Source organism: Paludibaculum fermentans, from assembly GCF_015277775.1.
Classification (GTDB): Bacteria; Acidobacteriota; Terriglobia; order Bryobacterales; family Bryobacteraceae; genus Paludibaculum; species Paludibaculum fermentans.
On the sequence record NZ_CP063849.1, the window covers coordinates 7,179,035 to 7,199,299 of the forward strand.

Sequence of the window (20,265 nt, forward strand, 5' to 3'; positions counted from 1 at the left end):
CGGGGAGTTGCGTGTGCGAAGTCTGTTGGAAGACGTGCGGTACGCTGTCCGGCTCTTATTCCGCCAACCCGGATTTACTTTGGCAGCGGTGCTTTTGCTCGCATTGGGCATTGGGGTAAACAGCGCCATCTTCAGTATTGTCGATAGTGTCCTGCTGCATCCGCTGTCGTACAAGGATCCCGACAAGTTGTATGTGATCTGGACGAAAAACCAGATCCGCAACAAACAGCAGGGTGCATTCGCAGCACCGGAGTTCCAGGAATATGCCGGGCGGCAGAAGAGCTTTTCCCAGTTTGCCGCGTATATGCACTATCCGGCTACGTTGACCGGCAGGGACGAGCCGGCCCGGGTGGCCACTGTCCTGGTCAGTGCCGGCTACCTGGAGATGCTGGGTATCTCACCGTTCCTGGGCAGGGGGTTTGCCGCCGAGGAGTATCAGATCGGCAGGAATCAGGTCGCTCTGCTGACGGAACAGTTTTGGCGGGAGCGATTCGGCGCCGATCCGGCGATTGTCGGAAAAGTCCTGCGGCTGGATAATGAACTTCACGTCGTCGCCGGTATCTTGCCCCGGATAAAAGGCGAAAATCGCCAGGTCGACATGTATCTTCCTCTCGCGCTCTCTCCGGAAGCCGCGGCGTCGTGGGATTCCCGCTTTTTGTATGTGACAGGCCGCCTGAACGACGGAATCACCAGTGAACAAGCTTCAGCGGAGTTGAAGTCGATCGGCGCGGCCATTTCCGCCGACCATCCGGAATCCAACATCGGCACGGAACCGTATCTCGTTCCGGCCGAACGGGAAGCGCAGGGTGATGCCCGCCAACCTCTGCTGGTGCTGTCTGCCGCCGTCGGGTTGGTTCTACTGGTCACGTGTTCGAATGTGGCCAACCTGCTGCTGGTCCGTGCCGCCGCCCGCCATAAAGAAGTCGCTATTCGCAGCGCCATGGGCGCATCCCAGGGCCGGGTCTTTCGCCAGATGATTACCGAAAGCCTGACGTTGGCCCTGATGGGGGGGGCCGTCGGCCTGTTCGTCGCATGGTGGGGTGTCCGCATCATCGGGCGGTGGAGTTCCACCACCATGCCCAACATGGCCCTGGCGCAAGTGGATTGGCTTGTCGTCGGCTACACGTTTGTGGTTTCCGCGGTGGCGGGCATCCTGTTTGGCGGAATTCCGGCGTGGCAGGTGCTGAGGCTCAACCTGGCGGACACTTTGCGCGACGAGACCCGCGGCACCTCGGGCGGTGCCCGGAAAGGGCTGACCCGCTCGCTGCTTGTGGTGTCGGAGGTCGCGCTGTCGGTCATTCTGCTGGTTGGTGCGGGCCTGTTGCTGCGCACGTTTATCGAACTCAGCCGCCTGGACTTGGGCTTCAACTCGGACCATGTGCTGACTCTCCGCACCACCCTCGCCGAGACTGCCTATGCCGACGATGCAGCCAAGGCGAATTATGTCCGCCGCATCATTGAGCGGCTGGAGCGCGTGCCTGGGGTGGTTTCGGCCGGCGTCAGCACGGCCCTGCCCATGATGCAGGTCAACTGGCTGACGGATTTCTCGGTGGACGGCCGCCCTGCGCAATCGGGACAGAAGGAATCGGCGACCTACACGGCGGTGACACCGCGATATCTGGATACGATCGGTGCCCGCCTCGTCAAGGGGCGCATGATCTCCGAGACCGATAACGAGACGGCGCCGCCGGTAGTGCTGATTTCCGAAGCGCTGGCGAAACGGACGTTCCCGGGTGAGGACGCCGTGGGCAAGTCCATCAATATGCGGGTGGGCCGCTTCAAGACGCATGCCCAGATCATTGGCGTCGTCCACGATATTGCCTACGCTAAGCCGGACGAGAAGCCGCGCCCCATCATCTATCAGCCGCATGCGCAGAGGTCCTGGCCCTTTCTGGCGTTCGCCATCCGGACGAGTGCCGACCCGATGTCCCTGGAAGGGGCTGTCCGGCGGGCGTTCTTTGAGGTGGATTCATCGCTGCCGGTGGAGAAGGTGCAGCCTCTGGGCGCCCTGATGGATAAGGTATTGGCCCAACAGCGCTTGGCTTTGGTGCTTCTGATTGTGTTCGCCGGGCTCGCCGTCGTGCTGGCGGCTGTCGGGCTGTTCGGTGTTCTGGCCGTTGCCGTGGCGCAGCGCAGCCGGGAGATGGGCATCCGGATGGCGTTGGGCGCCAGTGGCCAGGACATCCTGCGACTCGTTTTGACGCAGGGCATGGGGCTGACCACGGCTGGCATTTTCGCCGGTCTGCTCGCGGCTCCGTTGGCCAGCCAGGTCATGCGCCAGATGCTGTACGGAGTTCAGCCGCTGGATCCTATCACCTTCGCTGCCGTGGCTTTGCTGGTCCTGGCCGCTTCCCTGGCCGCCTGCGTCCTGCCTGCTTGGCGGGCGTCGAAGGTGGATCCGGGCAACGCACTGCGCGGAGAATGACGGCGCTCCTGGCTGGGCTCACGGGAAGGCCTCGCCCCCTGAAGCAAGACAGGTGAACTGTCCGAGACCTCCCCGCGGCGGTCCGGTCGGCGGTGGATCAGAGTTGTAGGCCAGCCCGCAACCGGACGGTATCCCGAGCGCGCATCCCGGAAAGGAACCGCGGACCAGGGACATTGGTTCTGACAGTGAACCGCGGGACCTGGAATCAATTTATTCGCCGACCCGCTAACCCTGCTCTTCGAACATTCCTGTCTGGCGATTCTTGCGCACCTTGCCAGCCGCGAAAAAGCGGCCGTTCATGGCGACGTAGACACCCGGCGGCAGGGTCTGGGCGAAGGCCAGGGCACTGCCCAGGTTGAACAGGCCGTCGGAACTGCCGAATTTGTAGGGCACCATGGCGCCGGTGAGCACGATGGTTTTGTCCTGGATCTCACCCGCCAGCATTTGAGCGGTTTCCGTCATCGTGTCCGTTCCGTGCGTAATCACAATTCGATGCTCGGCGGCGGAGCGGCACTGTTCCACAACCAGGCGCCGGTCCGCGTCGGACATGTCCAGGCTGTCGATCATCATCAGCGTGCGAACCTGCAGCGGCAGGCCGCAACGGCCGAGCTTGAGCATCTCGGGCAGGTGCGACTCCTGAAAGAAGAGCCGGCCGGTGAGTTCGTCGTATTCCTTGTCGAATGTTCCGCCGGTGATCAGGATGCGGATCGGACCGGCGTCCGCGGATGTGGCCATGGCTTCATTGTGGAGCAACACGGCGGCCGGTGGAGGGCAGCGCCGGTCCGCCTTCAATTTCCAGCTTCGACATGGTACATTCGCCTCAGCCCATGCTGAAATTCACTGCTTTTCTCCTGATGGCGCTGGCGGTATTCGCGGCGGACGACCCGTGGACCAAGGTGAGCGCGGTGAAGAGTGGAACGGAGCTGCGCATCCTGAAGCGGGGTTCGAAGCAGCCGGTGCTGGCCAAGATGGATGAACTGACCGAATCCAGCCTGATCGTCATCGTCAAGAATGAGCAGGTTGCGATTCCGAGGGAAGAGATCGAGCGCATCGATGCCCGGCCCGCTCAGGCCGGCAGCCGCGTGACGAAGGAAACGAAGACCAGCCGCGAAGTCGCGGGGGCCCGCGATGCAGCCAGCCCAAAGCCGAATCATGAGGGAGGTCCTTCCTCGTCAAGCTCCAGCTCAGTTGCCTTCGGTTCGAAAGCCGAGTTCGAGACGATCTACACCCGGTTGGCGCCCGCTCCGATGAAGCGTTAGGTGGACCTGGCTGCATCCGTAGTCGAGCCCAGGATCGCGTAGATCCGGTCGAGCCACGACTCGTGTTCCGGCTTCATCAGCACCGAGCGCAGGCAGACGATCGTAGGCTGATCCGCCTGCAGGTCCGGCCAGGCCGCCCGGAAAATCGACACGGGCAGGTGGATCAAAGCCAGATGGAGTTGCTGCTCCGCCGCCAGGTCAAAGATCCTCTGCGACAGTCCGGATGACTCCGAGGCGGATGGCGCGCGCGGCGCCCAGACTATGATATCGAGTTCCGGATCGAACGGAACCACGAAGCGCGGGTCGTCTTTCAATCGGGCCGCGAACGTCAAGGCGGCGCGCCTGGAGGCTTCCAGTCCCTGCGCGAATTCTCCTCCGGGTACAGTCGGCAGCAGCCGCTGTGTCGCCCATAGGGCCACCGCCGAAGCGCCGGGCCGGGAGCATTCCAGGCTGATCTCCCCCAGGTGCAACTCGTGGGAGGAGAAATAGGTGTAGGGCGACTCGTGCTTGTAGAGCCGCCCGACGGCCGGGTCGCGAAACAGGACACAGCCGCAGCCGTATGGCTGCAACCCATGCTTGTGCGGATCGATGACGATGGAGTCTGCTTCGCCGATCAGGTCATAGGCGGCGCGGGTGGCCGGCGCAAGGTTCCCGGCCAGCCGGAAATAGCCGCCGTATGCGGAATCGACGTGCAGGCGGAATCCATAGCGTTCACGGAGCTTGAGGATCTCCGGCAGCGGGTCGACTGCCCCCACCCCGGTGGTGCCGAGGGTCGCGACGACACAGCCGATGCCGCCCTGCTCCAACCGCCGCTCCAACGCCTGGCAATTGAGACGCCCGTGATCGTCCGCGTCGACCTTTGCGAAAGGCAGGTGAAGCACACCGCTGATGCGCTCGTGCGTATAGTGCGCCTGGCTGGAAGCAGCAATCGCCTGGCCAGGCTGCAACTGTCCCGCAACCCACAGGGCTTCGAGATTAGCCATTGTTCCACCGCTGGAGAGATGGCCCAGGTGCTGGTTCCACCCGAACATGGCGGCCAGTTCCGCCACTGCTTCTTTTTCCATGGCGGAACTGGCGCGGCCGCCGTCCAGGGCATGATTGTTCGGATTAATCCAGGTGGCCAGCGCATACGCCGCCCGCGCAAGCGGGTGCGGCGGCTTCAGCATCTGACCGGCGTAGAGCGGGTGAAAATACGGGAAATTGTCTCCCAACCGGGCGGCGGTCTCGCGCAGCACCCCGAGCATCCGATCCTGCCCTTGTACTTCGGCCGTGAACTCTGGCAGATGGGCGAACGAGCGGTCCAAATCCTCCAGCGCGGTGTTCAGTGCGCTGGGCGCGAATCTCTCCATGGCCATCTGGCGGGTCCTCCGGTGCTAAGGGGAGACATGCTGCCTGAGCAGGTCTCCACCTTTATCATGCGTCAATGGTTTGGACTTCAGGCGGCTGGCGCAGGAGTGATGCTCAACGCCACCGGTCCCGCTGCCGGCGAATTGGCGGGCAGTTCGAACGTTGTGCCATCGCCCGTTTTCTTCCATGCCACAGAGCGGCCTCCGCTCAGTCGAACCGTGGACCCGGGCGCGAGCGTTAGTCCCACAACAGTGGACGGTCCCGCGGCGCGGCCCAGCAGGAAGGCGTACAGCGCATCGCCTTTCTTCGTGAACCGGACGTCGCCGCCCGCCGTCGTCTTGGCGGAGGGGCGCACCCACGGCCGGCTGCCGAAGATGCCGTCCCCGTTGGTCTTGAGCCACGCGCCGAGGGCGTTCAGGCGGTTCAGCTGGATCTCCGAGATCGTTCCGTCCGGCTTGGGGCCGATGTTCAACAGCAGGTTGCCGTTCTTGCTGACGATATCCACCAGAAGTTCGATGAGCGCTTCCGGCGCGATGACGTGCTCCGGCCCTTCCACCTGGTTGTAGCCGAAGCTGAAGCCGAGCCCGCGGCAGGACTCCCATTTCTTGGGCGTGATCTTGTCGTACTTCGCGTATTCAGGCGTGGTGAAGTCTGAGTACTCCACGCTGAAACGGTTGTTGATGACGCCCTCGGGCACTGCGTTGTAGTAGTCGGCGAAGAGTGCTTCGGGTTTGCCCAGTTTCGGATACCCGATGTCGTTCCACAACACGGAGGGCTGGTAGAGGCGGATCAGTTCGCGCCAGTGGGCATCGGCGTAGCGGGCATACTCTTCGGTCTGGGGCGCCGTGGTCCGCAGGTCGCCCATGGTGGCGATGGGCCGGGTTTCGAAGGTCCAGTCCAGGCCGCCGGAATAGTACAGTCCCATGTGCAGCCCCGCGCCGCGCACCGCCTTGGTCAGGTCGCCGACGAGGTCGCGCGGTGAGTTGATGCCGCCCTGCGGCCGCTTGGGATTCGGAACCTTGCTGGGCCACAGCGTGTAACCGTCGTGATGCTTGGTGGTGAGTACGACATAGCGCGCGCCGGCATCTTTGAACAACGACGCCCAGTTCTGCGGCTTCCACGCGCGGTTCTGCTGCTCGAACGCCTGGCCGAAGCGGTAGTAATCGAAGTCCGCGCCATAGGTTTCGACGTGGTGCTTGTAGCTGGGCGAATCTTTGAGGCGAATGGAATTCAAATACCACTCGGCGTAGGCGTTCTGGTAGAACCACCGGCTCATGTCGACCTTGCCCAGCTCTCCGGATGGCGGAGCCCAGGCTGGTACCGAATAGAGGCCCCAGTGGATGAAGATGCCGAATTTAGCGTCTTCGAACCAGTTGGGGACCGTGTGGGCTTTCAGCGAAGTCCAGTCAGGCGAATACTTTTGCGCGAAAGCCGCGGGCAGGGCACAGCCGGCGGCGGTGAGGGCAGCGAGGAAGCCTCGGCGATTCATAAATGCTCCGAATTCAGGCCGTAAACCATTGGGACGGAAAGGCCGGCCGCAATGGCGGTCCCATTGTATCGAGATCCGGATCGTGCGCCGGCTTTACGTTCCACGCACAGCCTTTACATTAGTTAACGCCTTTCGGGCCCTGGGGTTGTACGCTGGCCCGTGCCGCGGCGCGTCCACCCAATATGCCCGAACGAAACGGGGTTCGTGAAGCACAATGATCAACCACAAACGAATCGCTGTTGTTCTGCCCGCCTACAACGCCGCCAGGACCCTCAGGGCAACCGTCCAGGAATTGCCGGACATTGTGGACGACCGGATTCTGGTGGACGACCACAGCACCGACGACACCGTGGAAGTGGCGCGCAAGCTGGGCCTGCATGTCGCTGTTCACGACCGCAACCGGGGCTATGGCGGCAATCAGAAGACCTGCTATGCCCTGGCGTTGAGCCGCGGCGCCGACATCGTCGTCATGATCCATCCCGATTATCAGTATTCGCCGCTGCTCGTGTCGGCCATGGCGAGCATGGCCGCCTACGGGGTCTATGATTTGGTCCTGGGCTCCAGGATTCTTGGCGGCGATGCTCTCAGCGGCGGCATGCCGCTCTACAAGTACGCCTCGAACCGCGTGCTCACGCTGTTCCAGAATCTGATTCTCGGCGCCAAGCTCTCCGAGTATCACACCGGATTTCGCGCCTACACGCGCGAACTGCTGGAAGCCCTGCCGCTGGAGAGCAACTCGGAAGATTTCGTATTTGACAACCAGTTGATTGCGCAGAGCATCGTGCTTGGCGCGCGCATCGGGGAAGTGTCCTGCCCCACACGCTACTTCCCGCAGGCCTCGTCCATCAGCTTCCGCCGCAGCGTGACCTACGGACTAGGAGTAGTCCGCACCACGCTGCAGGCGCGGCTCGCGAAATGGGGCCTGTTGCGCGCGGCGGTCTTCCCCTCGTCTCGCTGGCCCATGCGGCCGCCCGTCTTTCTGCCCTGGGCCGAGACGGAAGAATGACCCTGGAGGCAAGCCGCCGCTGGTTGAACTGGCCTTTGGGCTTGCTGCTGGCGCTCTGCGTAGCCCGGTTCTGGCTGCTCCCGCTGAATACAAGTTTCTGGGTGGATGAGACGGTGACCGCCTTTGTGGTGCGCCAGGGCGGGGATGCTCCTTCGCTGGCGATCGCACCGCAGGTACCCCAGTCGATCTACTATGCGTTGCCCGCCGCGGTGCAGTCGGAGGCGGGCTTTTCCGAGGCCGGTTACCGCTTGCCGTCGGTTCTCGCGATGTCGGTGGCGCTCTTCTTCTGCGCCCGCATCGGCATGCGGCTCATCCATCCTGACTGCGGCTGGTTGATCGTCCTCAGCAGTTTCCTGTTGCGCGGGTTCAGCGACGCTGCTACCGACGCACGGCCCTATGCCTTCGGGCTGTGCGTCGCGTCGCTGAGCGTCTGGGCGCTGATCCGCTGGCTGGATCGGGCGGGTTGGGTGGATGGCGCCTTGTTCCTGCTCTCCGCGGCCCTTCTCTGGCGGACGCATCTCGTCTACTGGCCGTTCTACCTCGTCTTTGCGTCCTACACAGCGGCGCGGCTCTGGCGCCGGGACACGCCGGTGAACTGGAAGGCCGCGAGCGGGCTCTTCGTACTGCTTGGACTATTGCTGGTGCCGGTGGCCTGGAATGCGCTGTCTCTGGCTCGCGAAGCTTCCGCCCACGTCATCCAGCCGCCGCCCGGCTTCCGCCAGCTCCAATACGCGCTGAAGTTCGGGCTCCTCCTCGGGACCTTGCCCGCCGCCTGGATACTCAGCCGGATGCTGCGGCACACGCCTTCCACCCTCTGCATGACAAGCGGGGTGCTGTTGCTAGGCTGGTGGTTCGTCCACCCTGTCACGCTCTTTGCCTACTCCGTCGAGACAGGCAACAGCGTGTTTCTGCCGCGCTACCTGTCGCTGGCCTGGCCCGGGATTCTGCTGGGCACCGCATTCCTCCTGGCCCGCTATCTGCCGGCCTCGTTCTGGCGGCCCCTGGCTGTCCTGGCAGGAGTGTGGGCTTTGGCGCAGTCGGCCGGGCTGCCGCTGGATGCGCCCGCCCACCGGTCGGATTGGCGGGGTGCGGCGCAGGCCATTGCGGCGCTCCACGATCCGGATGTGCCGGTCATCTGTCCCAGCCCCTTTGTCGAGGCGAGAGCGCCGGAATGGCGTCCGGACTATGTCCTGCCTGGATTCCTCTACGCGCATCTTGCTGCCTACCCCCTGGCCGGACGGCCTCTGCTGCTGCCCTATGCGCCCTCGGAAGAAGGGCTGCGGTATGCACGCGGCCTGTCCTCGACGCGCCTGCCCGCCGCCGGCCGGTTCGTCATCTACGGCGGAGATCGAAACGTGGAGTTCTGGCAGCGCTGGTTCTCACAAAGGCCGGAGTTGCAGGGGTGGACGGCGCGGCAGTTGGGTGCATTCGGTGACGTGAAAGCCGTGCTGTTTGAGAGATCCAACAAGCCCGTTAGCCCAGCCTCCGGACACATCAGCGAGAACCTGCCGCCGGCCTGACGCACCGTCCCGCCGGGACCCCAAGCCCCCACGAACTGCAACACCCCGCAATTTGCGCAACACAATTTGCGCCCGCGGACTAAGGCAACAGCACGAGTCCGTCGATTATCTGTTGACCCGGTTGTACATCGCTCGCTAAAATTACGCCAATCTGAGCAGTACGTTTGGAGGAGATTTAATGAATAGGAAACCTGTGCTCAACAGGAAAGTTGCGGCCCTGTATGGCTGTCTTCTGTTGACACTCATCGGAATGGTGACTGTTGGTCCGGCGGCGGGAGCCGCATTCTCGGTCAGCGACAGCGCCACTTACATCAACGCATGGGCCACCGCGGCCAACCAGACTCAATACGCCACGTTCAACGAACCCAACTCAGCCTCGCTGAACAAGTCCCTGGATGGTTGGGGGACCGTGCTCTTTGACGCGGTCTTTACAGGCGATACGTTCCGCATCACCAATGCCGTGGTGACCTGCACCTCGACCGGCGGCGACTGCGGGCCTATTACTCTCAGGGCGGAGTTTTGGGGTTTCCCCCTGATTCCCCTGAATCAGTTGGCTGTGGATGGTACCAGCACTCAGAGCTTCACCGGTAGTTACTTTGCGTCGGTGAACGGGTCGCCCCTGGCGAGCTCGACGATCGGCGACGCCAACTTCAACGACGTTCCCTGCACGGAGTGTTCCTTCTCGGCCTCTGTCCCCTTTGTCAACGCTGAGGGCGTCGTAGCCATCAGCATGACCATCGACAGCCTGAAATCAGGCAGCGTCGTGAATCTGCCCAGCTCGCTGGTGCTTCAGAACACCAGCGCGGTGCCGGAGCCTGCCTCCGCACTGATGCTGGCCGGCGGCCTGGCTGGTTTGGCCTTCCTGCGCAAACGGCTTTACCGCTAGTTGTTGACCTCATTGTGGAAAGGCCGCCAGCCCTCCCCGGGCAGGCGGCCTTTGCTATTTTTGTTAGCGATCTCCCATGCCGAAGTCCCGCCGCTCAAAGCCTGTCTCCACTCTGCCCTCCGAACCACTCGATGCGCCGGCTGGTGAATTCGAAAGTGACGAGGACCAGGCTGGCTCGCTCAAGTGGATGGTGCCGGATTTTCGCACCACCGCGGCTCTTGCCCTGATTCTCTACTGCACGGTTCTCACCCCGGCCGCCAAGCTCTTCTTCAGCGATGCCGATGCGGGGTGGCACATCCGGGCCGGCGACTGGATCCGGGCCAATTCCGCCGTGCCCCGCGACGATTGGTTCTCCTTCGTCCAGGTGGGGCATCCCTGGTACGCCTGGGAATGGCTGGCCGAGATCGGGATGTCTGTCGTGCACCAGGCGGCCGGTTTGCCCGGCATTGCTGCCGCGTCCATCGCCGTCATCGCCTGCGGAGCATGGCTTTGGATGCACTTTCAGCGCACGCTGGGCGGCAGCATCCTGGTGGCCACTCCGCTGGCCGCCCTGCTGGTGCTCTGTACCCGCGTTCACTGGTTGGCCCGCCCACACCTGGTCAGCTGGATCTTCCTGCTGCTGCTGCTGTCGTTTGTGGAGGCTGCCCGCCCACCGTTCCGGTTGCGTCATTTCGCGGCCATGGCGCTGGGTACGGCACTTTGGACCAACATCCACGCCAGCTTCTTCCTGGCCTTCCTCATTCCGGTGGTGGTGGCCGCGGCCCTGGCCGCGCAGCTTTGGCTATTCCCTGCGCAGGCCCGTGACGGAGCTGGCGCCCGGATTCGCTTTCTGCTTTGCGCCGCGGGCGCGGCCTTGGCCGGTTCGTTCCTCAATCCCTACGGGTTTGCCGTCCACCGCCATGTGGCGGAGTTCCTGACTACAGTTGGCTCCACCCCCATCGTTTCGGAATACGAACGCCCCGATCTCTTCCGGCCGGATATGTTCCTCTTCGCGATCACCGCAATCCTGAGCGGTGTGGGGTTCGTCTGGTCGTTGGTCCAGCGGCGCTGGGACCGTGCCGTGCTCGCGGCGATGTTTCTGGCGATGGGGCTCCAGACGAACCGGGGTATCCCGCTGATGGCCCTCGGCTCCCTGCCGTATTTCAACGCGGCGCTTTCCACCTGGTGGCGCGGCCGCCGGAACCCCGGCAACTGGCCCTTGCTGGAGGCTGTTACCGCACTGGAACCCCAAATGAACGGCGCCGCCCTGCTGCCCCTGGCCGCCCTGTTTCTGGTCTATTGGACCGGCCTGCCTGGCACCCGCCAGCAGGCCGCTTTTCAGCCTCCGGTTTACGCCATCGGGGCCTTGCCGGCGATTGAACGGCTGCCGGCGCAGGCTCGCCTCTACACCACGGATCTGCAGGCGGGCCTGTTGATGTATGTCTACTCCGGCCGCCGCAAAGTGTTCCTGGACAGCCGCATCGACTACTTTGGACCGGATCTGTGCCGCGAGGCCATCCGCTTCTGGCGGGCCGAATCCACCTGGCTCGAGACCTTGAAGAAGTACCGGTTCACGCACGCGCTGCTCGACCGCAAGGCCCCCATCCTCACGCGGTTGCGGTCACTGGGGTGGGGCGCGGTCTACGAGGACGCGGATTTCGTCCTCCTCGCCAACCCTGCCTCCGAATGAAGGGGCGAAAGTTTTTTTCGCGGCCCTGATCTGTTTTCCACCCTAACGACGCATGTTTAGGTAGACCATCTTTCACACCCAGTGGCCGGCGGACAAATTGTGCCGCCGGCGTTATTTTCATCGACAGGCCTCATTTGGCCTCCTGGTACGGGTGTGCGCCCGCACCGGAGAAGACCCCCGTGAATAGAGCGTTGTTGTGGATATCAGGACTGGTTGTGCTCAGCGTCCAGGCGTTCGCCCAGGCGCCGGCCAAGCCATGCAGCGCCATTTTGCCCGCCGCCTCGCACCCTGCCGGCGACGCTGGGGCCGAGCCTCTCCGCCACATGCTCCAGGCTGAACTGGTGGCCCGCGGCATCGAGGCCGTATTGGCGCCAGGACCCCAGGAGGCCCGTGAGTTGGGCTGCAACGTCGCTCTGGTAATGACCTTGAAGCGGAAGGACCGGCCGGGTTGGGGCAATCTCCTGCGGTCGGCGGCTGCAGGCTCCGCGCCGCAACTTTCCACACACAACGGTTCTCCGGCGTCGGCCGGCGTGCAGGCTCCTCACGACGCCGCGCGCGCGACGGCCCTGTCCAGGACCAGGGAAGTGATCGTGCTCGAGGTAGTTGCCACGCCTCTCACCCTGGGCGAGTCCATCGTCCGCCGCTGCTTCAAGGCGCAGGTCGCCCAGGACGGCGAAGACGTCGCCGCGTTGCTCGTCAGGCAGGCTGCGGCCGTGAGTTGGTAGCCGGCTGGCGCTCGCGCTACCCTTCCGCTCCAGCCGGTTTCAGGTAACAATCATCTTGAGCCGCGGTGGCGCATCGTCCCCTCGGGCCATCTTGGGTCCCTGCCCATGAAGTACCTGAACGAGTTCCGCGATGGTGAGGCCGCCCGCCGGTTGGCCGGGGAGATCCGGCGCATCGCCACCAGGCGCTGGGCAGTCATGGAGGTCTGCGGCGGCCAGACGCACTCCATCATCCGCAACGGAATCGACCAGATGCTGCCCACGGAAGTGGAACTCATCCATGGCCCCGGTTGTCCGGTCTGTGTCACTCCGCTGGAGACGATCGACAAGGCTCTCGCCATCGCCTCGCGGCCGGAGGTCATCTTCTGCTCCTTCGGCGACATGCTGCGCGTGCCAGGCAGCGCGCGCGACCTCTTCCAGGTGAAGAGCGAAGGCGGGGATGTGCGGGTCGTCTACTCGCCGCTGGACGCGGTCACCCTGGCTCGGCAGAATCCTGACCGGCAAGTGGTCTTCTTCGGCATCGGCTTTGAAACCACGGCGCCCGCCAACGCCATGGCGGTGCATCTGGCCAGGCGGCAAGGGTTGGAGAACTTCTCCATGCTCGTCTCCCACGTGCTGGTGCCGCCCGCCATGGAAGCCATCCTGGGTGCCCCCCACTGCCGGGTGCAGGCCTTCCTGGCGGCCGGCCACGTCTGCAGTGTCATGGGGCTCCGTCAATACCCGCCGCTGGCCGAACGCTATAGCGTACCCATCGTCGCCACGGGCTTTGAGCCGCTGGACATACTGGAAGGCATCCGCCGGGCCATCGCCCAACTGGAAGCCGGTGAGTCCCGCGTGGAGAATGCCTACGAGCGGGCAGTCACCCTGGAAGGCAATGCGGCCGCCCTGAAGATGCTGGACGAGGTCTTCGAAGTCACTGACCGCGCGTGGCGCGGCATCGGCGTGATCCCTCGCAGCGGCTGGCGGCTCTCCGCAGCTTACCGGGCCTTCGATGCGGAGTTGCGCTTCGCAGTCACGGGCATCCAAGCCGTGGAATCGCCGCTTTGCCACGCCGGAGAGGTCCTGCAGGGAGCCATCAAGCCGCATCAATGCCCGGCCTTTGGGCGGGAGTGCACCCCGCGCACCCCGCTGGGCGCCACCATGGTCTCCACCGAGGGCGCCTGCGCGGCGTACTATCACTATGGACGCTTCCTCGATGATGAGGCCTTGGCGTCCCGTTAGAGCGCCCGCATGGCGGATACACTGCACTTCGAAGACTGGTCCTGTCCCCTCCCGTTGAGGAACTATCCGCGCATCGTGCTCGGTCATGGCGGTGGCGGAAAGCTCTCCGAGGAACTCATCGAGAACCTCTTCCTGCCAGCGTTTCGCAATCCCGCGCTGGAGAACCTGGGCGACGCGAGCGTGGTGGAGTTGCCGCCCGGCCGCGTCGCGCTCACGACGGATTCCTTCGTCGTCCGGCCCCTGGTGTTTCCGGGTGGCAGCATTGGGGAACTCGCGGTGAACGGGACGGTGAACGACCTGGCGATGTGCGGCGCCCGGCCGCTCTATCTCACTGCGGGCTTCATCCTGGAAGAGGGGCTGGAACTCTCGCTGCTCGCCCATGTTGTCGAGCGCATGGCGGAGGCGGCGCGATCCGCGGGCGTCCAGATTGTGGCTGGCGACACCAAGGTGGTGGAAAAGGGCCACGGCGACGGCCTGTTCATCAATACGGCCGGCGTAGGCGTCGTTTCGCCGGGACTGGTCCTGGGGCCCTCCTCTGCGCGAGCCGGAGACAAAGTCATCATCAGCGGAACCCTCGGCGACCACGGCGTCGCGGTGATGAGTGTCCGCGCGGGTCTGCAGTTCGAGACGACGATCCAGAGCGACTGTGCCGCGCTGCACGGCCTGGCCGCGGAGATCCTGCAAGTGGACGGCGCGGTCCATGTGATGCGCGATCCCACCCGGGGCGGGCTGGCCGCCACCTTGAACGAGATCGCCCGGGCTTCGCGGGTGGGCGTGATGCTGCAGGAGTCCGCAATCCCCGTGGACCCTCAGGTGCAGGCGGCATGTGAGCTGCTTGGCCTGGATCCGCTCCAGGTGGCCAATGAGGGCAAACTGGTGGCGATCGTGGAAGGCGGGCGGGCGCCGGAAGTCCTGCTTCGGATGCGGGCTCACCCGTTAGGCCGGCGGGCCGCAATCGTAGGGGAGATCACCGCGGACCGGCCCGGCCTGGTCGCCGCCCGCACAACGATGGGCGCCATTCGCGCAATTCCGCTCCCCCTGGGTGAGCAGTTGCCGCGGATCTGCTGAGAATCTCGTGAGGAAGTTGGAACGGACCCAGCGGTTGATCGCGTCTGAGAATCGATGATTCTGCGCCTGGCGGTGCTGCTGCTCTCAATCCTCCCCGCTGTGCTTGCCTGCTCGTGCGCCGCGCCCGGGCCCGCCTGCCGGCGGATCGACCGTTTCGACTACGCCTTCCTGGGCCGCGTGCTGGCGACCAATGAAACCAGGGATGCGGAGGGCGGTCCCTATTGGTACCGCTTCAGCGTGGACGAGGCCTTCAAGGGACTCGCGCCGGAGGTGCGCGAATTGATCGTGGATCCGGATAACTCGACCACGTGCCACAGGTCGTTTGAAGTTGGCCGCCTCTATCTGGTCGTGGGAGACCGAAGCCCCATGAACGGTCTCGCCGCCGATGCGGCGCGAACCAGCGGAGCGTTGGGTGGCCCCAAGGGAGTTCCTGCCGGCTCGCCCATCGTCTCAACCGGCCAGTGCACCGGCACCATGCTGGCCGAGCACGCTGCGGAGGATCTGGACTACCTCCGTCGCTATAAGGCTGGCCAAGTCCAGCCCTACGTCTACGGCTCAGTCCGCAGTCACGCCGATGAGGGCCTGTGGGACCCTCGGTTGCCTGGACTGCCCGAGACCTTCCTCCATCTGACGGGCGCCGGCCTGGACAGGACCGTCACGGCCGGGGTGGACGGGCGCTTCGAGATCGCAGGCTTGGCGCCGGGTTCCTATGAGTTGACCGCCGCCGCTCCGGGCTACTTCCCGGCCTCCCCCGATTACGAAGTCAACGTGCCTGCGCAAGGTTGCGGGTATGTGGACATCGCGATGCTCTCGCACGGCTCGTTTACAGGAACGGTGACCAAACCGGATGGCAGCCCCGCCCGGGATGTCGCGGTGGAGTATCGCTATGCCGGCACCGAGATATTGAACCTCCCGCTTCGGAGGCGCTCCACCCGGACCAACGAGAAGGGTGAGTTCTTCTTTCCCACGGTGCCACCCGGCGACTACCATCTCGGGGTCCATCTCGACTCGGCCCCAAACTCCGAGGAGCGGATTGCGCCCTCTTACTGGCCCGGCGTCGCCAGCGTGGCGGACGCGGGCATCCTCCATGTGGAGTTGAATGAGCAGAAGACCGGGCTTCAGCTTGCGCTGGGTCCGGTTGCCAGACTACGATCTGTGAAGGCCAAAGTGCTGTGGCCGGACGGACGGCTTGCCGTGGATACAAAGGTTCACGCCAGTGTGCGCGGGAGCACCTCCGCTGACGGCCGGACCGATGAAGCCGGAATCGCAACCCTGACCCTGCTGGACGGCGTGGAGTATACTCTCAGCGCCCATGAGATATTCAATTTCAGGTGGAAGCAGTCTTACGGCTATGAGGTGGACACTGCCGAAGCTGGCCCTGTTCCACTGCCGGCCGGCTCAGACCAGGCGGAGGTGGTCCTGGTCCTGCAGAAGCGCCAGTCGAGTCGTTGACGGGCTGATTCGGGCCATGTTTCAGGCCACACTTGCACTCTTTATCTCGTTGAGCGCATTCGCCCAGGCCGGTGGGTCGATCCGGGCCCGCTTCACTGACAGCGCAGGAGGGGCCGTCGTCGCGGAGGTCAGGGTTCTCGAGCTCAAAGATGGCGCTGAGGTATTCCACGGGCATGCTGAGCCTTCGGGGACCGTCCTTACCTCCGCGTTGAAGCCGGGAAACTACCGGTTGATCGCGAGCGCCCCTGGCTTTCGCCGGGTGGATCTTCGCGGGGTGCGGGTGAAGGCCGGCAAAATGGTTGATCTGGGCCCGCGCGAAATGGGCTTTTCTGGTTGCGACACGCCCGGAATGAGTTGTTCTTACTACGGAAGCAGCACTGAACAGATCGACTGGCGCGCTGAGATCGGGGACCACCGTGGCTCCGTTCGAGTGCATCGCCAGTGCGGTTTAGACATAGACAACGAGGTCAAAACGGTCTGTCCGGAACCCAATGAGGGGCCGAACTGGCTAATACGCAGCGGTTTCGAATTGCGGGTTGTGGAGGCGAAAGGGCATTTCTACCTGGAGGCCGTGAATGGCGCGGCGATCTCGCGACCAAACTCCTCGGACGCCAGTTGCGGAGACGCCAGGTTTACGAAGTCCAGGATTCCTGTTGACGGCCTCGGCACCGGCGTCGATTTCTGCACCCGCAGCACGCAGGGCTCAGTCGCGCACGTGTTCTTCACGGAAGATGTAGAGCGGGGCAGCGAATCGATCGCCCTCTGGGTCGTGACGCGAAAACGCTAGGGGCCTTCGGCGCCAGAACCATTTGAACTGTAAGGGGATTTGGTGGACCTGGTGAGATTCGAACTCACGACCTCTTCCATGCCATGGAAGCGCGCTCCCAACTGCGCCACAGGCCCACAGACTCGACTTCCCCAATATAACATCGCCCCTTGGCTGTTCGCTACTATGGACTCAAGATCTCATGAATCGCGATCAAGCTTGGTCCATCGTTTGCGAGTTCATCCAGAGTGATGCCCTCCGCCGCCACTCCCTCGCCGTCGAAGCCTGCGTGCTGGCTTACGCCCACAAGTTCGCCGCGGAAGGCCACTCCGTCGATCCTGAGATCTGGTCAGTCACCGCCTTGCTCCACGACTTCGATTGGGAGATCCACCCCCAACTGCCGGATCACCCCATCAAAGGGGAGGCCATCCTCAAGGAACGCGGCGTCAGCGACGAGATCCGCCGGGCGATCCTCTCCCACGCCGATTTCACCGGCGTCCCTCGCGAATCCCTGCTCGAGAAGACCCTCTTCGCCTGCGACGAACTGGCCGGGTTTCTCACTGCCATCTCCTACGTCAAACCGACCCGCTCGATTCTTGACGTAGAAGTGAAGAGTGTCCGTAAGAAAATGAAGGATAAGGCCTTCGCTCGAGCCGTCAATCGTGACGACATTGTCAACGGTGCGGCCGGCCTAAAAATGGACCTCGACGTCCATATTACGTTTTGCATTGAGGCCATGCAGCAACACGCGAGCGAACTCGGGCTCGAACGCGTAGCTCCCTGATCTGTCAATAAGATAGCTATCTGCCGACGGCGCAATTCTCGGATCCTGTCAATCAAAATTATTGATTGGCAGGAAGGCGCTCGCTTGCCTTACCTTAGGTTTCAAGCTGCCCGTTCAGCCAGCGCAAAGCCCAGTCAGCTACCCGCTTCCTTAGCCCGGACATCACCTCTACCTTGAGGTAGGTTCGGATCACATTTGGATGTTGCCGGCCCTTACGCGCTTTACCCGGTGCTGCGGTCGGCCTGCTTCCCTGCAAGGGCTACCCGCGTCCTACCCGCACTGACCAATGCAGGGACCGTACTACCTGGAACTTCCGTTCGCAGTTATTTTCGCCGGAGCGGCTTTGATGTACGCAGTCCCCGGCTCGCCGGCCCACACTGGTCCGCCGTCCTGATCATCCAAACAAGGAGTTGTTAGCCAAATGGAGAAGAAGCCCTCTCTAGCATTCAGAATCTCCCGCCTTCGTGCAAGATTGCACGATCCCGAGTGGCGGCGGTACGGGGGTTTGCTGCTTAGCGGCAAGTTGACCGGCATCGCCTTGCTGGCCATCTTGTTTCTCTTTACGAATCCGGATTTGATGAGCTTCCGCACATTCGCTGCCGACGCTCCTCCTGTGCTGAAGGGCAATGACATCGTCAATCCCCTGAATACCGTTTGGACTCTGGTGGCTGCCTTCCTTGTGTTCGGCATGCAGGTCGGCTTTACCATGCTGGAGGCAGGATTCTGCCGGTCTCGTGAAACGGTCAACGTGCTGATGGAATGTATCGTCGACACGTGCCTCTGCGGCCTTCTCTTCTACGCCTTCGGCTTCGCGTTCATGTTCAGCCATGGCAACGGGTTTATCGGATTGAACTGGTTCTTCCTGAACGGGGCGCCGGCCACCTACGAGGGCAGCGGCGTCGCCTTCCTCGCGTTCTGGCTCTTCCAGTTCGCCTTTGCTGACACCTGTTCCACCATCACCTCCGGCGCCATGATCGGCCGCACCGGCTTCGTCGGCGACCTGATCTACAGCTTCTTCGTCTCCGGTTTCATCTACCCCATCATTGGCCACTGGGCCTGGGGCCCGGATGGGTTCCTGGCTTCGATGGGCACCGCGGGCAACTTCCTGCCTTCTCTTGGAGCCAGCTTCCACGATTTCGCCGGATCCACCGTCGTCCACACCATCGGCGGCTTCGTCGCACTCGCCGGAGCCATCGTTCTCGGCCCGCGCATTGGCCGCAAGTTCAAGCGCGACGGCGGCGGCCCCATGCTGCCGCACGATCTCACCATCGCCGCTTCCGGTGGCCTGTTGCTGTGGTTCGGGTGGTACGGCTTCAACCCGGGCAGCACTCTTTCCGCCATGGACTATGAAGGCATCGGACGCGTCGCGGCCAACACCACGCTCGCGGCTTGCGCCGCTGGCCTCACCGCCATGATTGCCGCCTACGTGATGAGCAAGAAGTGGGACGTCAGCTTCACGGTCAACGGCTTCCTGGCCGGACTCGTGGCCATCACCTGCCCGTGCTACTGGGTGAGCCCTGGCGGATCCATCATCCTCGGAGGCATCGCCGGCTTCATCGTCGTCGGTGCGGTGGAAGTTCTGGAATGGCTCCGCATTGACGATCCCATTGGCGCGGTTCCGGTACACGGAATCTGCGGCATCTGGGGCACTCTGTCCCTCGGCTTCTTCGCCTGCGGCAAGTATGGCGCCACGGGCCCCCTGGCCGCGGACAATTCAGCTCCTCTCACCGGCCTCCTCTACGGCGGCGGATTCACTCTGCTGGCCGCTCAGGCCATCGGCAGCCTCATCGTCACGGCGTCCACCTTCACGGTGGCGATGCTGGTGATGTGGGGTGTCAACGCGATGGGGTTGCTGCGTGTCACCGAGGAAGGCGAACGCGGCGGTCTCGATCTCTTCGAACATGGCATCTCGGCTTACCCCGAGTACGTCATCACGACAGCCGGTCAGCCTCACGCCATCCCTCACTACCCCAGCTCTTCACCGATGGAACGTCACGTGAAGCAAAGTGCAGGCGAATCGGCAGTCTAGTGTGCCCATCCGCCGGATGGAAATGGTCGATCGAAGGGCGAGCCATTGCGGCTCGCCCTTCCTGTGACCGTCCCGCAGTTACACACGAAGAATAGAAGATCTCTCAATCAACGCTATGACTCCGGTAAAGGTGGGGTGAAGTTGCCATGGCGGTTTCAGATCTGTACGTCGCTCAGTTTCTGCTCGAAGCCACGCAAGCCTCCGATTCTCCCTTACAGTGGCAATTGGGGGACGGTGGTTCGCACTGTACCCTCCTAAATGGTGTCCGGCTCTCACTCTTCCACTCGAGAAGCATGGGTTGGTCCGGAGTCTGCTTGAGCTTCGCTCAAGGAGACGAAGTCACATACATTGAGGAGCCTCACCCCATCGCACTCTTTAGCCGCAAGTTTAATAACGATGACGACCTGCGTCTTTCCGACACTTTAAACGAGCTCTCCCGGGCTGTCAGCAGTCAGTGCAATGCCCGCAAAGTGAGGGCCTGGGGTCTTCGCGACTCCATTCGGGAAAGCCTGTTCCGTCGGGTTCTGTTCCCCGACGCTGATACGCAGTAGCCGGTTTACCATTCCTCGTATGCGTCCGCACTCCCTTTCCTCCGTCCGGGCGACCCCGCCCCCTGGGCATC

16 protein-coding genes and 1 tRNA gene are annotated in these 20,265 nt (G+C 63.3%); 13 read left to right on the top strand and 4 right to left on the bottom strand.

Features of this window, described 5'->3' with window-relative positions:
* The first annotated feature begins 13 nt into the window (after positions 1-13).
* On the top strand, positions 14-2,425 hold the full coding sequence (locus IRI77_RS28455) for an ABC transporter permease (protein ID WP_194448357.1): 2,412 nt from the start codon (positions 14-16) through the stop codon (positions 2,423-2,425).
* Positions 2,426-2,650: 225 nt separating this feature from the next.
* On the opposite strand, the gene IRI77_RS28460 is transcribed toward IRI77_RS28455, so the two are convergent.
* A complete protein-coding gene (locus IRI77_RS28460) occupies positions 2,651-3,160 on the bottom strand; it encodes an asparaginase domain-containing protein (RefSeq protein ID WP_194448358.1) in 510 nt (169 codons plus the stop codon).
* A gap of 92 nt (positions 3,161-3,252) precedes the next feature.
* Between IRI77_RS28460 and IRI77_RS28465 the strand changes: the two genes are divergently transcribed.
* Positions 3,253-3,684, top strand: coding sequence for a hypothetical protein (locus IRI77_RS28465; RefSeq protein WP_194448359.1), 432 nt, complete (start codon positions 3,253-3,255; stop codon positions 3,682-3,684).
* Here the strand turns inward: IRI77_RS28465 and IRI77_RS28470 are convergent.
* Both IRI77_RS28470 and IRI77_RS28475 read right to left on the bottom strand, forming a co-directional pair.
* Positions 3,681-5,039 (bottom strand): pyridoxal phosphate-dependent decarboxylase family protein, encoded by a 1,359-nt coding sequence (locus IRI77_RS28470; protein WP_194448360.1) that lies wholly within the window; start codon positions 5,037-5,039, stop codon positions 3,681-3,683. The genes IRI77_RS28465 and IRI77_RS28470 overlap by 4 nt on opposite strands.
* An 80-nt stretch (positions 5,040-5,119) precedes the next feature.
* Positions 5,120-6,520 (bottom strand): alpha-L-fucosidase, encoded by a 1,401-nt coding sequence (locus IRI77_RS28475; RefSeq protein ID WP_194448361.1) that lies wholly within the window; start codon positions 6,518-6,520, stop codon positions 5,120-5,122.
* Between the two features lie 214 nt (positions 6,521-6,734).
* On the opposite strand from IRI77_RS28475, the gene IRI77_RS28480 reads away from it, so the two are divergent.
* From IRI77_RS28480 to IRI77_RS28520, 9 genes are all read left to right on the top strand, one after another.
* Positions 6,735-7,526 carry a glycosyltransferase family 2 protein gene (locus IRI77_RS28480; protein ID WP_194448362.1) on the top strand — a complete coding sequence of 264 codons (792 nt, stop codon included), beginning with the start codon at positions 6,735-6,737 and terminating at the stop codon, positions 7,524-7,526.
* Positions 7,523-9,046: a hypothetical protein gene (locus tag IRI77_RS28485; RefSeq protein ID WP_194448363.1), complete on the top strand. Its 1,524-nt coding sequence runs from the start codon at positions 7,523-7,525 to the stop codon at positions 9,044-9,046. Before IRI77_RS28480 ends, IRI77_RS28485 begins: the two co-directional genes overlap by 4 nt.
* Positions 9,047-9,224: 178 nt before the next feature.
* The gene (locus tag IRI77_RS28490) at positions 9,225-9,932 is read left to right on the top strand and encodes a PEP-CTERM sorting domain-containing protein (RefSeq protein ID WP_194448364.1); all 708 of its coding nucleotides are present in this window, start codon (positions 9,225-9,227) and stop codon (positions 9,930-9,932) included.
* A gap of 76 nt (positions 9,933-10,008) precedes the next feature.
* Positions 10,009-11,601, top strand: coding sequence for a hypothetical protein (locus IRI77_RS28495; RefSeq protein ID WP_194448365.1), 1,593 nt, complete (start codon positions 10,009-10,011; stop codon positions 11,599-11,601).
* A 179-nt stretch (positions 11,602-11,780) separates the two neighbouring features.
* Positions 11,781-12,326, top strand: a complete 546-nt coding sequence (locus IRI77_RS28500; RefSeq protein ID WP_194448366.1) for a hypothetical protein — start codon at positions 11,781-11,783, stop codon at positions 12,324-12,326.
* A 105-nt stretch (positions 12,327-12,431) separates the two neighbouring features.
* The gene (gene hypD, locus IRI77_RS28505; protein WP_194448367.1) at positions 12,432-13,544 is read left to right on the top strand and encodes a hydrogenase formation protein HypD; all 1,113 of its coding nucleotides are present in this window, start codon (positions 12,432-12,434) and stop codon (positions 13,542-13,544) included.
* A gap of 9 nt (positions 13,545-13,553) precedes the next feature.
* Entirely contained in the window at positions 13,554-14,612 is a 1,059-nt protein-coding gene (hypE, locus tag IRI77_RS28510) for a hydrogenase expression/formation protein HypE (protein WP_194448368.1), read from the top strand.
* A gap of 54 nt (positions 14,613-14,666) precedes the next feature.
* Positions 14,667-16,064 carry an MSCRAMM family protein gene (locus IRI77_RS28515; protein ID WP_194448369.1) on the top strand — a complete coding sequence of 466 codons (1,398 nt, stop codon included), beginning with the start codon at positions 14,667-14,669 and terminating at the stop codon, positions 16,062-16,064.
* Between the two features lie 16 nt (positions 16,065-16,080).
* A complete protein-coding gene (locus tag IRI77_RS28520; protein ID WP_194448370.1) occupies positions 16,081-16,851 on the top strand; it encodes a carboxypeptidase-like regulatory domain-containing protein in 771 nt (256 codons plus the stop codon).
* 40 nt (positions 16,852-16,891) lie between these two features.
* Here IRI77_RS28520 and IRI77_RS28525 read toward each other — a convergent pair.
* Positions 16,892-16,967, bottom strand: a tRNA-Ala gene (locus tag IRI77_RS28525).
* Between the two features lie 65 nt (positions 16,968-17,032).
* Between IRI77_RS28525 and IRI77_RS28530 the strand changes: the two genes are divergently transcribed.
* Both IRI77_RS28530 and IRI77_RS28535 read left to right on the top strand, forming a co-directional pair.
* On the top strand, positions 17,033-17,614 hold the full coding sequence (locus tag IRI77_RS28530; protein WP_194448371.1) for an HD domain-containing protein: 582 nt from the start codon (positions 17,033-17,035) through the stop codon (positions 17,612-17,614).
* A gap of 472 nt (positions 17,615-18,086) precedes the next feature.
* Entirely contained in the window at positions 18,087-19,643 is a 1,557-nt protein-coding gene (locus tag IRI77_RS28535; RefSeq protein ID WP_228486364.1) for an ammonium transporter, read from the top strand.
* The last annotated feature ends 622 nt before the right edge of the window (positions 19,644-20,265 follow it).